The 14,850-nt window shown below is 62.4% G+C and carries 9 protein-coding genes and 1 pseudogene; 6 read left to right on the top strand and 4 right to left on the bottom strand.

Annotation, left to right across the window (positions count from 1 at the left end; translation table 11 throughout):
- A partial coding sequence (locus AC1D34_RS30565; protein ID WP_476826237.1) for a peroxidase family protein occupies positions 1 to 6,430 on the bottom strand: 6,430 nt, incomplete at its 3' end.
- Between the two features lie 238 nt (positions 6,431 to 6,668).
- Between AC1D34_RS30565 and AC1D34_RS30560 the strand changes: the two genes are divergently transcribed.
- The 4 genes from AC1D34_RS30560 to AC1D34_RS30545 all read left to right on the top strand — a co-directional run bounded on the left by AC1D34_RS30560 (position 6,669) and on the right by AC1D34_RS30545 (position 10,428).
- Positions 6,669 to 7,109 carry a transposase gene (locus AC1D34_RS30560; RefSeq protein WP_476826236.1) on the top strand — a complete coding sequence of 147 codons (441 nt, stop codon included), beginning with the start codon at positions 6,669 to 6,671 and terminating at the stop codon, positions 7,107 to 7,109.
- A gap of 364 nt (positions 7,110 to 7,473) precedes the next feature.
- Positions 7,474 to 7,986, top strand: a complete 513-nt coding sequence (gene hpf, locus AC1D34_RS30555) for a ribosome hibernation-promoting factor, HPF/YfiA family (RefSeq protein ID WP_441509097.1) — start codon at positions 7,474 to 7,476, stop codon at positions 7,984 to 7,986.
- Positions 7,987 to 8,269: 283 nt separating this feature from the next.
- Positions 8,270 to 8,824 carry a Rossmann-fold NAD(P)-binding domain-containing protein gene (locus tag AC1D34_RS30550; protein ID WP_441509096.1) on the top strand — a complete coding sequence of 185 codons (555 nt, stop codon included), beginning with the start codon at positions 8,270 to 8,272 and terminating at the stop codon, positions 8,822 to 8,824.
- A gap of 128 nt (positions 8,825 to 8,952) precedes the next feature.
- Positions 8,953 to 10,428: an ABC transporter substrate-binding protein gene (locus AC1D34_RS30545; RefSeq protein WP_476826235.1), complete on the top strand. Its 1,476-nt coding sequence runs from the start codon at positions 8,953 to 8,955 to the stop codon at positions 10,426 to 10,428.
- A gap of 36 nt (positions 10,429 to 10,464) precedes the next feature.
- Here the strand turns inward: AC1D34_RS30545 and AC1D34_RS30540 are convergent, their stop codons facing one another.
- The 3 genes from AC1D34_RS30540 to AC1D34_RS30530 form a co-directional block, all read right to left on the bottom strand.
- On the bottom strand, positions 10,465 to 11,253 hold the full coding sequence (locus AC1D34_RS30540) for an N-acyl homoserine lactonase family protein (RefSeq protein WP_476826234.1): 789 nt from the start codon (positions 11,251 to 11,253) through the stop codon (positions 10,465 to 10,467).
- A 14-nt stretch (positions 11,254 to 11,267) separates the two neighbouring features.
- On the bottom strand, positions 11,268 to 12,026 hold the full coding sequence (locus AC1D34_RS30535) for an SDR family NAD(P)-dependent oxidoreductase (RefSeq protein ID WP_476826233.1): 759 nt from the start codon (positions 12,024 to 12,026) through the stop codon (positions 11,268 to 11,270).
- A 100-nt stretch (positions 12,027 to 12,126) separates the two neighbouring features.
- The gene (locus AC1D34_RS30530) at positions 12,127 to 12,474 is read right to left on the bottom strand and encodes a hypothetical protein (protein ID WP_441509092.1); all 348 of its coding nucleotides are present in this window, start codon (positions 12,472 to 12,474) and stop codon (positions 12,127 to 12,129) included.
- A 201-nt stretch (positions 12,475 to 12,675) separates the two neighbouring features.
- Between AC1D34_RS30530 and AC1D34_RS30525 the strand changes: the two genes are divergently transcribed.
- Both AC1D34_RS30525 and AC1D34_RS30520 read left to right on the top strand, forming a co-directional pair.
- On the top strand, positions 12,676 to 12,828 hold the full coding sequence (locus tag AC1D34_RS30525) for a MucR family transcriptional regulator (protein ID WP_441509100.1): 153 nt from the start codon (positions 12,676 to 12,678) through the stop codon (positions 12,826 to 12,828).
- Positions 12,829 to 14,638: 1,810 nt separating this feature from the next.
- Positions 14,639 to 14,850 (top strand): annotated as a pseudogene (locus AC1D34_RS30520) (IS6 family transposase); the annotation flags it as partial.

The raw sequence follows: 14,850 nt of genomic DNA, 5'->3' as shown, positions 1-14,850 counted from the left end.
GCCAGACGATGGCGTCGTCACCAGTGCCGGCATTGATCGTATCGTTGCCCCCGAGGCCGAAGATCAGGTCGTTGCCCGCCGAGCCGGTGATCGTCGTCCCGGCTGCCGTTCCCAGCTGGGTGGTGTATACCGTCGCGCCGAACTGAACCTTTTCGATCGTCGTCAGCGTGTCGCGGCCATCGGCATCGCTTGTAATGGTCAGCACGCCGGCATTGGTCGTGGTGAGGGTATGGTCGAGCACCGATCCGGTGAACACCGCCGTGTCCGTGCCGTTGCCGCCGGTCAGTGCGTTGTTGCCGGCATTRCCGGTGAGGATGTTGTCGCCGGTATTGCCAGTCGCGCTGACATTCGCGGTTCCCGTCAGCGTGACGTTCTCGACATTGGCGTAGAGTGCGAGGTCGAGATTGACCGCTCCGGTCACCGTATCGATGCCGCCGGCAGCGCCTGCGGCCTCGATGACCTGGTCCCGTTGAGCAGCCGTGCCTGCCACATCGTCGATGACATAGGTGTCGTCGCCGGCACCGCCGGTCATGACGTCGCCCGTAGTGTTGGGATTGGCGCCGCCATCGAGMMGATCGTTGCCTGCGCCGCCGTTCAGCGTGTCGGCACCGGCCCCGCCGCTGAGCACGTCGTTGCCCWGWCCRCCGRTCAGCGCGTCGTTACCGGCCCCGCCGCTGAGCGCGTTGTCGTTGGCATCACCGGTGATCGAGTCGTTGCCGCTCCCGCCGATGAAATTCTCGATATTGGCGATCGTGTCGGAAGTTGCGTTCGTGGTCCCCGACCCCGCAACGACCGCCGCGGTTGCGCCGTTCAGCGTCACGGTCAAAACCGCCGTTGCCGCCGAGTAATCCGCGGTGTCGATCCCGGTGCCACCATCGAGGACGTCGCGGACGGTGTCGACRCCGGCGACCAGCGTATCGTTATCGGCGCCACCATTGAGCGTATCGGCGCCGGCTCCGCCATTCAGGACGTCGTCACCTGCCAGGCCGTTCAGCGTGTCGTTGCCCGCCAGGCCGTTGATCAGGTTTGGATCGGCCGTGCCGGTAATGGTTTCGTTCCCACCGGTTCCGACCCGGGCGACGATCTGGGAGGTCACCGACTCGGCAAGCCCGTCACCATCGATATAGCTGACGATCACCCGATAGAAATTGGCGTCGTTGATGGTGCGGTTGGCGTTGGCCGTCGGCAGCCCGGCATTGGTCCAGGGTCCTGTTCCGGTTGCCGAGGTCTGCCATTGGTAGCGGATGGTGTTGGCAATGCCGTTGGCGTCGACGATTCCAGCGGTGCTGGCCGTCAGGACATTGGTGCCGGTGCTGGTGATCGTCGGTGCGCCGCTTGCTCGTGCCAGCGACACATCCGTGAACGTTCCGGTCGGAATGCCATTGGCATCGAAATTCGTGAACCGCGCGAYCTCGATATTCACGAGCGTGTCGGTGCCTTCGTCGTCGATCARCGGGATCTTGATGCCATCTGCCCCGAGGACCGGYGCCACGACWGTGTCGACGACTGTYACCGTGCCRTTGGCATTGCGCGYGAGGGTGAAGTCGGCGCGGCTGCCGTGGAAGACCGCCACGTCGGTATCGGTTGCCAGGGCGCCGTCGGAGATGATCTCGCGCACCGCTTCGAGCTGGCCCGGATTGATCTGTCCGGTTCGCATCAGGTCKGCGACCGATTTTCCGTCCCAATTGGCATTGCCGGTCCCCGAGATGAGGGTGGTCAAGCCATCGACCGTGAACAGCTGGGCGCTCGCCGGGTCCTTGGTGGCATGCACSGAGATCCGGACATTGAGCCAGCGGTCGCCRTCGATCAGATCRTTGCCGGCATTGCCGGTGATGGTGTCGCTGCCGGCACCGCCGAGCAGGATGTCGCCACCATTGCCGGGGTCGAAGACAGTGGTGTCGGGAGCGAGATCGCGGAAATGCGAGCCAGGGRCCGCCATGGCCGCGACGGTCSCCGCCGATTGTCCGATGACCGCACCGGRCGCCAGCTTGATGAAGTCCTCGAGCCCGCGGATCAGGTCGACGTTCTGGGACAGAAGCTTGCTGTCCGTCGCGGGCCCATTGACCGGGCCGGTTCCTGCACCGACAGCGCCGACCGGAAAGCTGGTCCCGATCAATGTATCGTTGTGCTTCCAGCCCGAGGCACCTTCCACCGAGTCGTTGCGGTCCCGCAATGTCAGCGCGAGCTGATTGGCGAAGCGCGAGATGCCGAGATCGATGACGCCGTCGGTTTCGTCTCCCTTCTGAATGGACCAGTCGAAGCCCAGCATGCCGTTRTTGCGCTGGATTCCGGCGCCCTGGACCATGATGTCGTCGCCGGACTCGCCATCATAGTCGGTGTCGTTGCCCTGGCCGTTGAGGATGTCGTGTCCGATGATCGGCGAGTTGAAGAACAGGTCCGAGTTTTCACCCGACAGACCGTCAAAACCCTCGCCTCCCTCGATCCAGTCATCCCCYTCRTTGCCCATCAGTCCGTCGGGTGCKGAACCGCCGAGAATGAAGTCATTGCCCGGGCCGGCGAACACTTCCTTGGCGTCCGTGACGCCCATGATGAAATCGTTGCCCTCGCCGCCGAACATGAGGGTGAGGCCCGCATCGCTGGCGATCACGTCGTCACCGGCTTCGCCGCGCAGGAAATTGTCCCCGAACGGATCCTCGATGATGTCGTCGCCGCCGCCGCCGAACACCTGGTCGGATTCCATGCCGGCATTCAGATAGTCATTGCCGTCATCGCCCCAGAGGGTGTCGATGCCCTTGTCGCCATACAGCCTGTCATTGCCCTCGGTGCCGCCGAGAACGACGTGTTCACCGCCGGAGAACTGCAGGATTCCGCCATCGAAGATCGGCTTGCCATCCGCATCGAGAACCGGCTGACCGTTGGCATCCAGGCGGGCCGTCCCTTCGACCCGGTGAACCTTGGGATCGATGCCTTGCACGAAAGGATCGGAGTGCACGGGATCGAGCAGGCTGCGATCGGCTGGATCGGTCCCGTCGCGCGCGGCAATGCCGCTATAGTTCTCCTGACCCGCCAGCTTGTCGAGCTCCAGGATCATGTCCGGAACCGACATGAGGTTGCCCGGAAGATGCGTCGAATGGAGATCGCCCAGGTCGGTATTGCGCATGACCAGGTCGGTGAACGAATTGGGCTCCAGCAGGTTCAGCAGGTTCATGCCCTGCGTGCGGCTGAGRTAATAGAACCGGTCGCCGTTTTGCAGGTGCTCGAGTTGATACTCGAACACGAAGTTGAAGGTCGAGCCGAGCTGGCCGCCGAACTCGTTGATCTCCTCGGCCAGACCGCCGATCCACAGATCGACATGGTTCAGTCCGCCAAGGCTGTCGTCATGGGGACCGGCGCCGTCCGCCGCATAGAGGCCGGTCGCGTTCAGGAAGTCGAGGCGGTCAGCCGGAGCATGAATCGTATGCGCCAGGACCGGCGGCTGCATGGCGGCATTSGCKGGCACGGTCTGATCGGTGCCGAGCACGATGGCCATGGCGGCTGCACGCTTGCCCTCCGAGGTCGTCTCGGCGGCGATCAGCGGATGGGTGCCATAGGCTGCGATGAAGTTGACCACGGATAGCGGGTGCTTGATGTGCTGGGTGAAGTCGGCCCAGCTGGTATAGGGCTTGAGGTCGGCGCCGCCGGTCGTGGCGTAGATTTGAGCGCGCGCGTCGTTCAAGCTCGGGATGCCGGTGTCGCGAGCCCGGGCGAGGTTCAAGGCGGGAAGATCGAGCGGCAGTCCGAGCAGATTGTTCCGCAAGGCTTCGACGACGAATTCGTCGATTTCATTGCCGACCGAACGGGACATGCCGCGGATCAGCGCACCGGTCGCCACCTCGTCGCTGAATCCGACRGGGSCCCCAAGGCTATCCCGGACGACGCCGCCGGCGGTGAATTCCTGCGGATTGAGGAAGGCCTGGATCAGGCCGACCTGCTGCGCATCATCGGCCGAAGCGTTGTCGCTGTTGACGAGCGAGAGATCATTGTCGAGCCGGTCCACGGTATCGACCAGCATCGAATGGCCGAAGCGATAGACGGTGTGGGCAAACTCGGCGACGATCGCCGGATTCAGATCGGCCGAGTTGGTGAAGACGAACGGATCGACATTCGGCTGAATGCGGCGCGCGAACTCCTCGAACACGAGATGCTGGTATTGCATCTCGGTGACGAAGCGGGCGGCCTGGAACAGACGCTCGCCATCCCAGTCCAATGCATCGATCGCCSCAGCCTTTGCSAACGGGTCGGTCAGCGCGTTGATGGCATCGAGCTCGACCTGACTGATCGCCGTCCGGGCGTTGTCGGGATCGGCGGCGAGCCATTGATTGACGATGGCCACGTCGCCGGAGGCGATGATGGTGTCCTTGTTCGCCTCGACGAGGCGATTGTGCTCGGAATGGAAGATCGTGTGAACCGCGGTCAGCCCGATGTTCTCGTTGCCGCGGCCGTCGCCGGTCAGGAAATGCGAGTTGAGCAGTTCATCATCGTATTGAAGATTATGGCCCTGGCCGTCATCCGGGACGGGGTTCCCGACAATGCTGTCGGCGTCGGGCTGCAAGACGCCGCCGATCACCACCGGTACAGCAGTGTGCGCGATGTCGTTGAGGAAGGCATGACCGGTACCGATCACCTGGAAGACGGTTGCAGTCGCCCCCGGCAAGGGAACGAAACCTGCCGGCAGGTCGCTCGGAAGGATGTGGTGAATGTCCAGGCCGCCCGCCTTGCCCTCGACGGCAACCGTTGAAATGCGGGTCGTCACCCCGTCGTTTTCAAACACATTGACCATGACCTGGGCATAGCCATGCGTGCCCGGCGTGAACTTGCCATAGGCGTCGACGACGAGTTGCGGGACGTCGAGGACATCGGCGTCGTTCAACTCCAGCCCCAGCTTCTCYGCCGCCTGCGCCTTCACTTCTGCCCAATTTGCAATGCCGCCATGGACGCCATTGAGCAGGTGGCCGGTGTTCACGGCATGCGAGTCCGCGATGCCATCATTACCGACGGCGTCCACGCTGAACTTGTACTCSCGCAGGAAAACCTGATGCGAGGCGCTGGAGGTGTAGGTCTGGTTCTGGTCAACGAACGGCGTCGTCGTGTTCTGGGACTCGGTTCCCAGCGGATTCGGGTTGCCATTGGCGTCGAAGGGCGTCACCCGCGACAACGTCATGAAGCGGAATTCCGGCGCAAGGTCGTCCGCATTGCCGAGGATATGGTCCGGGCCGGCGATCAGCGGATCGTCGGCCTGGAGCGGGATGTAGATCGTGCCGTTGCTGCCTTTGGTAACGAGGTCGAGGCCGTGATCGAAGAACTGGCCGAAGAACGTCATCCAGGCGCTGTTTGGAGGCGAGAGGCCGACGTCGGGCGAACGGTCCTCGATCAGGATCGAACCATCATTGGACAACTCGAGACCGGCATCCGCGATGAGATTGACCAGGTGCTGGCCGGCCGGGTCGGCCACGGCCTGGGAGAGCGCCACCGCATTGGCCGCTGCAGCGGTCGCCAGCCCCTGGGCGGTGCCCTCGGCAAGGACGACCGTATTGAATTCGGGAATRGTGACGCCGTCGCCGACGGCTCCCTGCACGGCCGTCACGGTCGCCACGAAGGTCGTGAGGGCGTTCACCTGGGCCTGGGCGCTGGCAATGTCCGCGGCTGCGGCAGCCGTGCCGGGCGCCTGAAGCGCAGCCAGGACGCTGGTTGCTGCCGCAAGGGCGGCCGTCGCCGCCGTGACGGCGTCGCCTGCATTCGTCGAGACGTCGACGACGCCATCGGCGGCCACGTCGGCGCGAAGCGCCGTCAGGCTCGCAAGCGCGCTGCTGATCTGGGTCTGTACAATTCCCGCAGCCGTCACGGCCTGCCCGTAAGCTAACGCCGTTGCCGCGGCGAAGGGAGCGGCCGCGGCCGCCGCATCACGCGCGGCCAGGATCAGATCGGCAGCGGCTGCCGCCACGGAAGACCCCGGCGTCAGCGAAATACCCCCGGCCGCCGCGCTCCTTTCGAGGGCCGCGATCAGGGCAGATCTGTTGGTCAGCGTCTGATCGACGATCAGGTTCGAGATGATGCGAGGATCGGCATCCGCGACGCTGTGGACGTTCACACCCGGCTGGTTGCTCGAGGTGGTGATGGTGGGGTCGTAATTGGTATTGGTGACGACCGGTGCTCCGGGGGGGCCGAGCGGCATCATGTCGCCATCGGCATCATTGATGTAGGTCGGGGTCAGCAGCCGCGGGAAGATTCCGTCCGCAGCGCCAGCCTGGCTCTGACCTGGAAGGAGATGATTGTTACTGCCATCGACCGTTCTAAGGCCGATTGGCAGCAAGGATGCATCTTGACCGATAATATCGACAAGACTTTCACCCGCAACGTTACGCTCTGCAACCTTGATTTGCTCAAGAATCTTGTTCAGATCGGCGAGATTGACCACAAAGCTCGAAGCCATGATGGACCCCAAATTGCAAAACGCGGATTAATATTAGGGGCACATTAACTCCACCAACGTATAGGTGGTTAGAGGACAAGGTCACGGTATTTTCGGGACCAGCGCGTGCCTTTGGGGGGCCGCTGGTCTGTGGTCCATTGGGGCCGAAACCTCCGACCTTGGTCTGAGGGCGTGGCAGCGAAACCTGCGACCATGGTCCGGTTCGTTCGGCTCTCTMGGTGCCGCAACCAGGCGGGCGATGACGCTGTCAGGCGTCGGTTCCATCGCACCATTGACGTTCAAGTCCGCCGTCTACGATCCGACACGGCTCCGGCCGTCAAAAACAGTGGCGGCCCACTTCGTGCTCACGCCGCACCACGACCAGTCAGGCGAGCGCGACAACCTGGGGCGGACATCGAAAGCCGGCGATGCCGAGGGGCGCTCGGCGCTGTTCCTGGCCGCCAACACGATCATGAACGGTCGAGGACAATCGTCGCCGCTGCGCAAGTTCGGCGCGCGGCTTTCCCGGCTGAAGGGCCGCAGGCGCGTGATCGTCGCGGTGGCCCGCAAGCTCTCGCGGGCGTGCTGCACTGGAGGTGGACCGCCGGCCCCATGTTACTCGAGCCGGCTGACCGCGCGAGAAAACGCTTTTCACGGAAGCTGCACTACGTGGGTTAGTGAGATTCCTTTGGCGCGCTAATCCGAGCTCGGATGCGATCCTGATTGGAGGCCTCGAGGCCGCTACAGACAGCGCCAGCGAGCGTCATCGTCAGCGCCCGCCTTCGGCAACAGCCTCTTGAGTTAGGTATCAGCCTCGTCAGCCTGAAAGGATAGTCGCAGCTTTTGATACACCGCCTGCTGCTGCCCCCCGCAATCTCGCTACAGATATTCTTTGCCGAAGGACCTGGCGCCCCCTGATAAGCTCAGCATGCAGAGAATGATGGCCCGCCTCGGTTGTCCGCTCTGGGATCGGCAAATTTTACGCTCTTGCATTCGGGGTCAAAGCTTGAAACCCTGGTCGTTCGTGCTGCGGTTGGGTGGGGAACCCCTAACGGAGGAAGCCGATGCGGCAACTAGCGATGGACAAGCCGATCATGGTCTCAGGCCATAATGTCGAGCTTGGGGACGCGCTCCGCGAATTCGCCGAGCGCAAGATCGAAGAGACCGCCGGGAAATATTTCGGGCGGATCACCGAGGCGACGGTGCAATTCAAGAAGACGGGGGCCTTCTACGCCTGCGCAATCCGGTTCCGCTCGCGTGGCATGCAAAACCTCGCCGCCGAGCACGAGAACGTAGAAATCTACACTGCCTTCAACATCTGCCTCGAAAAGCTCTCGAAACAGCTTCGCCGCGCCAAGCGCCAAATGCGCGAGGACAAGGCGCAGCGTCCCGACAAGGTCGCCATGGTGAATGAAGGGCTGCGCGCACCGCCGCTTCCGGCCTCCGATCTCGGCGAGGAGGAGAGCTACAATCCCGCCGCCGTGCCCACCGATCCCTATGCAAAGGCACTGATGCAGGCGAGCAAAGCCGACATCGAAGCCCGCCACACCGATCCCCGCCGGGAAGCAGTCGAGTAACGCCCGACCCTACGAGGGGTCAGAACAAGAGCTGCTCAAAATCTTACGCTAAGGTCGAACGGAGCATGAACATCATGCGGCGGTCGAATTAGTGCTGGCAGGGCTTGCCACGGCGCCAGTCTCGGGATGGGTAGCCGACTGTGAAGCATCGAGACGTGGCTGTGCCACATTCTTCGACAGACAGGAGAACCGTTCCGGAGGCTCGCAAATAGCACTGTACAAACCAGTTCCAATTGGCACAATCTCTGCTTCCAGCTTTCGTCCTCAGTGTTTTGAGCAAGGCATGCAGCGGCGGGCCATCTTCGTCACCTCTCCGCTCAAGGCTGAGCCTGTCCCTCGCATCCACCAAGCTGCCGGGTTCGAGGCCGAGGTTGCCTTCAATCCGGATCTAGTGCCGCCGACGCGTCACATCGCCGACCGCAAGATCGTTTTATCGTTCCAGCGAAAATCGGAACGGGAAGCACGCTGGCGAAGTCCCCTTGCCCGTGGGGCGATCCTCTTGGACTTTCCCGCTGGCCTTATCGATAGTGACATCGTCATCAGCACCAGTCGCGGCGTCCATGCCAAGCCGTCGGCTGAATTCGCCATGATGGCGATGCTGATCCGATGTGAAGCGTCATTCCTACCTGAGCCCCGCAGTAGTCCAAGACTGAGCTGGCAGACTGCCCAGTCGAGCGAGAACTTCGGACGGTGGCGAGGCTGTGATTGGCCGGCTTGGATTGATTGTGCCGACTGGCCTTCCGTGATGAACGACGTCCCGACTGTCATTCCATTTTTGCAGATAATCCGCTTTTCCGCGGTGGACGGCTTCGAAAAATCTTTGGAGGGCGAACAATGAGCAAAGGCGAGCGGGGCATGTTGATCAATAGGTTTCTAGGCGCAGCATCTTTGGCTTTGGGGCTCGCCGCGGCCACGCTGGCGTCGGCTCAGACCCTGACTGTGGGCGTACGTGCAGGTCCGGAATCGATGGACCCACATTTCAGCGCGCTCGGTGTCCATGTCGAGGCGCTCAAGCATGTCTTCGACACGCTGGTCAAGTCCAACGAGAAGCTGCAGGTCGAGCCGGGGCTAGCCGAGTCATGGAAGCCGGTCGATGCAACCACTTGGGAGTTCAAGCTCCGCAAGGGCGTGAAATTCCACGACGGCTCGGATTTCACCGCAGAGGACGTGAAGTTCTCGATCGAGCGCATCGCCAATGTCACCGGCCCCAATCCGGCGACGCTCTACACCCGACGCGTCAAGGAGGTGAAGATCGTCGATGCCTTCACCGTCCATCTGCTGACCGAGGGCGCCGCGCCGACCCTGCCCAACGATCTTGTCAGGCTGTTCATCGTTTCTTCCAAGGCGGCTGCCGGTCTCAATCGCGAGACCTCAAACGAAGCCTTCAACTCCGGAAAGGCCGCGATCGGAACCGGGCCCTATAAACTCGTCTCCTGGACCCCGAAGGCTGATCTGACGCTCGACCGCTTCGAGGGTTATTGGGCCGGCCCGCAGCCCTGGCAGCGGGTCGTGCGCAAGGAGATCGCCAATGACGCGGCGCGCGTTGCTCAATTGCGCGCTCGACAGGTCGACATGATTGCGCGCGTTTCGGCCAACGACGTCGCCTCGCTGCAGAAGGACGCCAAGCTCAGCGTACCGACGCAGGACACCATCTTCGTCTTCCTGCTTGATTTCGATCTACGCGAGAAGACGCCGCAGGTCAGCRCCAAGGATGGCTCAGCACTGCCCGCAAACCCGTTCCGGGATCCGCGCGTGCGCGAGGCGATCGACCTCGCCATCGACCGTAGCCAGCTTGGCGAGATCGCGATGGACGGCATGGGTTCGCCGGCGACGCAGCTCGTCTCGCAGGGCATATTCGGCTACAATGACAACATTCCCGCCACCAAGGCCAACCTAGAGCGTTCGCGTCAGTTGCTTAAGGAGGCCGGCTACCCCAATGGCTTCAAGTTCACCCTGAGCTTTACCGTGGATCGTCTCCCGGGCGACCGCGAAATCGGCACGACACTGGTCCAGATGCTGGCGCGGGTCGGAATCGACGTCGCCGCCAACGGCGTTCCGGTCTCCATCCTGTTCTCGGCCCGACCACGAGGCGAGCTGTCGGCGACCATGGCCGGCTGGGGCACGATAACCGGGGAGGCCTACTACACCTATTCGGCCATCGCCCATTCCAACGATCCCGCCAAGAAGCTCGGACAGTTCAACTGGCGCGCCTATGCCAACCCGGAGGTCGATCAGCTGATCGACGATGCTGGCGGAGAGCTCGACGATGCCAAGCGCCGCGACATGCTGAACAAGGCCGCTGGCCTCTTCATGAAGGATCGTGCGACGCTGCCGCTGACCGTAATCAAGTATGCTTGGGCCGTCTGGAAGGATCGGGCCCAAACCGTGCGACTACGCAGCGACGAGGAGACGCTGGCGATGGACATCGTGCCTGTGAAGTGAGAAGCCGACACTGGTAGTTTCAATCGTTGCGCGGAGTCAGTCGAGCCGCGCGACGATCCCCTTGGCGGCTTCGGAGGCTGCCGGAAACCGCTCCATGATCTGCGGATCATGCCCCGGGATCACCAGCCGGGGATCACTGGCGAGTTCGCGCAGGCGCTTGAAGCCTTCCAGCGTTGCGCCGACATTGTAGATCCACGGGAACGGGATATCCCGCTCGAAATTCTMGAAGAAATGGGTCGCGTCCGAAGCGAGCACGAGCCAGCCCTTTCGCGTCTTCACGCGCACAACCTGCTGCCCCTCGGTATGGCCGCCGACGCGGTGGAGCGTGATCCCGGGTGCGAGCATGCCCTCGTCCGTGTGATAAGCGACGCGCCCTTCGAAGAGCTTGCGCACCGTCGCGGCGATGTCCTCTGGATCGTACCCACCGCGCAGCATGCCGTGGCACATGCACGGGCCGGTGGCATAGGCCATCTCCGACGTCTGGAGATGAAACCGCGCCTGCGGGAACAGATGCTGGTTGCCGCAGTGGTCGTAGTGCAAATGCGTCAGCACAACGTCGCGAATGGACGCGGGTTCGATGCCGAGGAGCGCGAGCCCTTCACTCGGACAGCGCAGATGCTGGCGGCCGCGGGTGCGCGCTACATCGGCATTGAAGCCCGTATCAACGACGACAGCGCCCGACGGACCCCTGATCACGAAGACGAAGTAGTCAAACGGCATCGGCCCGTCATGGGCATCGCCACCCAGGAAATTCTCGCTGCGCCTGCGCGCCGCGTGGTGGGCGAAGCGGATGGCGTAAACTTCGTGAATCGGCAGATCGGTCATGAGCGCGGCCTCGATCAGGTGATGGTCAACCCGCCATCGACTGTGATGGTCGAGCCTGTGACATAGGACGCTCCCTCGCCCGCGAGATAGACGACGGCCCCTGCGACGTCCTCGGGGAGTCCCGCGCGGCCCACGGGGATCGGCGCGAGCTTGCGGGCGCGAACCTCCGGATCGGCGAGCATGTGGCGATTGATATCGGTCTCGATCGTACCCGGAGCGACGAGGTTGACGGTAATACCGTGAGGAGCGAGCTCGAGAGCCATGGCGCGGGCCAACATCATCACGCCGCCCTTAGTCGCAACGTAATGGGCAATGGCAGGGTTAGCATGGGCCTGGTTAACCGACGAGACCATGATGATCCGGGCCGGCCTGCGATGGCCGATCATGAGCTTGGCGGCTTCCTGCGAGCAGGCGAAATAACCCTGCAGATTCACAGCATGGATACTGGCCCAGTCCTCGTCAGTGATGTCGAGGAAGGGCTTTCGCTGGATCTTGGCGGCGTTGCAGACGAGGATGCCGAGACCGCCCAACGCCTTGTCCGCCTGCCTTACTGCGGCGCGGGCGGCGGCCGCATCGCCCATATCGGCATGCACGAGCACCGTGTTTCGGCCGAGTGCGCGGATCTCCGTGGCGAGCGTCTCGGCGGCCGATTCACTTCGATACCAGTGAAGCGCGACGTCGGCACCTTCGCGCGCCAGCGCCAGCGCAATCCCGCGCCCAATCCCTTGGCTGTCGGCCCCGGTCACCAAGGCGGTCGTCGATGCAAGTGCCACAACTTATCCTATCAGCTTTTGCCATTATCGGAGATCAGGAGGACCGCCGCGAGCCTACATGTGCGTCGGTGTGACTTGCCAATCCGTTATGGTTGCGGGTTCAATCCGTCAGTCGGATGGACTTCTCGCTGCACAGATCGATGAGGTCACTATCGCTCTCGACCTCGTCGCTGAACTTGGCAAGGACGGAGTAGCTGCAGCCCGTGGGCTTGTTCAGCTTGAGGGCAATGCTCTTGCCGGGCCCGAGCGGCTTGGTGAGCTTGGCGATCAGGCGCGGCTGCTCGCCCGACGTCGTGATTTCCAGGGAAGCCAGTGGCGCGGTACGCGCGTTCGTCACCTTGACTTGAGCCGGCGGCTTGGGTGATTGGGCGACCGCGGGAGCAGTCGCGAAGCAAACGAATAGGCCGGCGCCGAACAGGCCAGCAGAGATAACGGGCTTGAATTTCATTGTCGTTTCGTTCCCCGAATAGCGAGCTTGAAACGCTCTTGCATATCTCACAACGGCCTTTCGGCGAAAACAAGCAGTCAAAGAGGCTTGGAATGCCGGTAGCAGGTTGCGCCCGGCAGTCGAGTAGAAGCTGTCACCGTTCGATGCATGGATGAGCGGCGAAGCGCTCCTGTCGAGGAGAAGCGTGAACCCGCGGTTTAGATCAAGAAGTCAGTCGCACCCAATGATCTGATCTGCTTGAATGATGGCCGGAAATTCAAGGGCCTCAAACGTCGTCTGCTGACGTCTTACAATCTGTCGCCTGGCGATCACGCCAGAGGCCGTGCCTGCCGCTCTCGACCCAACTGCGTCTGACGGGCATTCTTGTGGATGTTCATCCGGTCCTCCTTCGATGGAGACTGAAGCTTCGCAACCTCAGCTTCCTCGCTCGGGACCGGATGGACAACCTATTGAGAGCTCACACCTAGGGAATTTGCAACAGAACCCCTCGAAGAGCTTGTGCAGTCAGGGGCGATCTCAGACATGGGGCCTGACGTGCTTCGTCATGTTGCGATGCCGCGACTTGGCGATGTTCATTTCTTCCCTGACGCGGGCGGGCGCTCTGGCCAGCGGCGCGTCCTTCGTCCGATCCCAACGCGCCGGCCAGCACGGCCAGGGCCTTGGCCTCGCCTTCGCTGAAATGGACGATCACCTGGAGCGGGGCATGCGTTCTTGGGTGCGTGAGCGTGTCAGATATGGCGGCACGGTCCTTGCGCCGTTTCTGAGTCGTTCGCGGGACGTTCTTCCGCACTGGCAACATCCTGCCAGTTACGGACAGCGCTGTTCTTATCTGTTCGGGTCTGTTCGGTTGGCGGGGATGTTCGCTGTGAGCGGGCGCATCACGAACGCCGATGCCGCACGTCCACGTCTTGCCGTTCTCTTCATTCCGATCGCCTCTCCTCTCCCGTCCCTCGAAGCACGAGCGTGTCGAGGATACGACGCGTCCATCTGAACGCTCCGGAGCAAATCCCTGCACAGAACCTCCGGCCGTGAAAGGCGAGCCGCCGGTGCTTCGTGAAAAGGGGCTTCTACAATGCCGCGCAGGTTCTGTTGCGATCGCCGGTAGGCGCGGCGGATATCGCACCATTCCCGTAACAATGCCGCCTAGAATCTAAATCCGTCCATCGCAGTGCAGTTTGCGATTCTCGCCGCGGCGTGAACGGGCGAATGTCCAGATCCTATGGCGCCCAGGGAATTGCGTCCGACGACACCCACACCATCCGCCGAGCCGCTCCCGATCATCGTGACGCTTCCCTTCGCGATGTCGCCGCCAAGCTGGCGTCGCACCCCGACGAGGTTGGCCCGGTTTCGTCAGCAGGATCTGTCGCGAGCTGCAGCGCCGCCACTTCGACCCGTCAGATTTCAGTCGGAAAGTATGGGCGCGCAGCGCCAGCGCAGCCATGATTACCCATGGTAATTTTCCTTGGTTGTCGAGCCCGACAGAGATTTTGCCGTGACGTTTTTCTTTGCGTAGGGCTTGCCTGATCTTTAGCGGTTAATAATACTCTGATTCGGAATGTTATTAACCGCTAAGGGACCTCACAGCATGGGCAATGGACCGTCACCCCTGCAGAATGACATTCTTGCGCTGCTGGCGGTCTGGCCTGCCTATGTTCATGACGCAACGGCGACGCAGCTCCATATAGGCGACTGGGCACGACCTCGCGATATCATCACCGGGCTCGGTCGGCCGGAAAGTGCTGTCACGAGCGCCTCAGTCTCGCGGGCACTGGCGCGGCTAAGCGAACGCGGGCTGGTGATGCGGGCCGCCGGACAGCCTGCCAGCGTCGGTCGGGCGTTCCGCTATGCCCGAATCCGCGCTCCGATTCCTTAACGGCACTCGAGGAAGTACGGACGGTGACGCAGCGGATTCCGTTGCATCACCGCCTCAATCTCGGAGCGTCAACGAAGTCGACGCTGTGGAGCAATGCGCTGCATGTGGCGACGGCATCGCACGGGACAGCGAAGTTCCTCACTTGGCGGGGCAGAATGAACACTACCTCTTCAATCAGATAATGGCGTTTCGGTTGGGAAAGGGTCAGCGAGATGCGCTATATGGCACGTGCCGGCATCGTCACGCCGTAGCGGAGTTGTTGCGCCTCGGTCGGGTTGGTAGCCATTGAGAATGGCAAAGATCAGTTACAGCGGTTATCGCTTTCCACCCGCGATCATCCAGCAGGCAATCTGGCTGTATCTCCCGTTCACCTCAGCTTCCGCGACGTCGAGGATCTGCTGGCCGCGCGCGGAATTGCCGTGTCCGACGAGACGGTGCGCCGCTGGGTGAACCATTTCGGACCCAAGATCGCCGCCAATCTCCGCCAACGCCAACCAAAGCCT

This window comes from Allobosea sp. P1_A7 (assembly GCF_056406775.1).
This window is presented reverse-complemented; position numbering and strand designations above follow the sequence as displayed.

Coding starts and splice junctions, on each gene's coding strand:
- AC1D34_RS30560 (WP_476826236.1), top strand. CDS start 6,669: ATGACGCTGTCAGGCGTCGGTTCCATCGCACCATTGACGTTCAAGTCC.
- hpf (WP_441509097.1), top strand. CDS start 7,474: ATGCGGCAACTAGCGATGGACAAGCCGATCATGGTCTCAGGCCATAAT.
- AC1D34_RS30550 (WP_441509096.1), top strand. CDS start 8,270: ATGCAGCGGCGGGCCATCTTCGTCACCTCTCCGCTCAAGGCTGAGCCT.
- AC1D34_RS30530 (WP_441509092.1), bottom strand. CDS start 12,474: ATGAAATTCAAGCCCGTTATCTCTGCTGGCCTGTTCGGCGCCGGCCTA.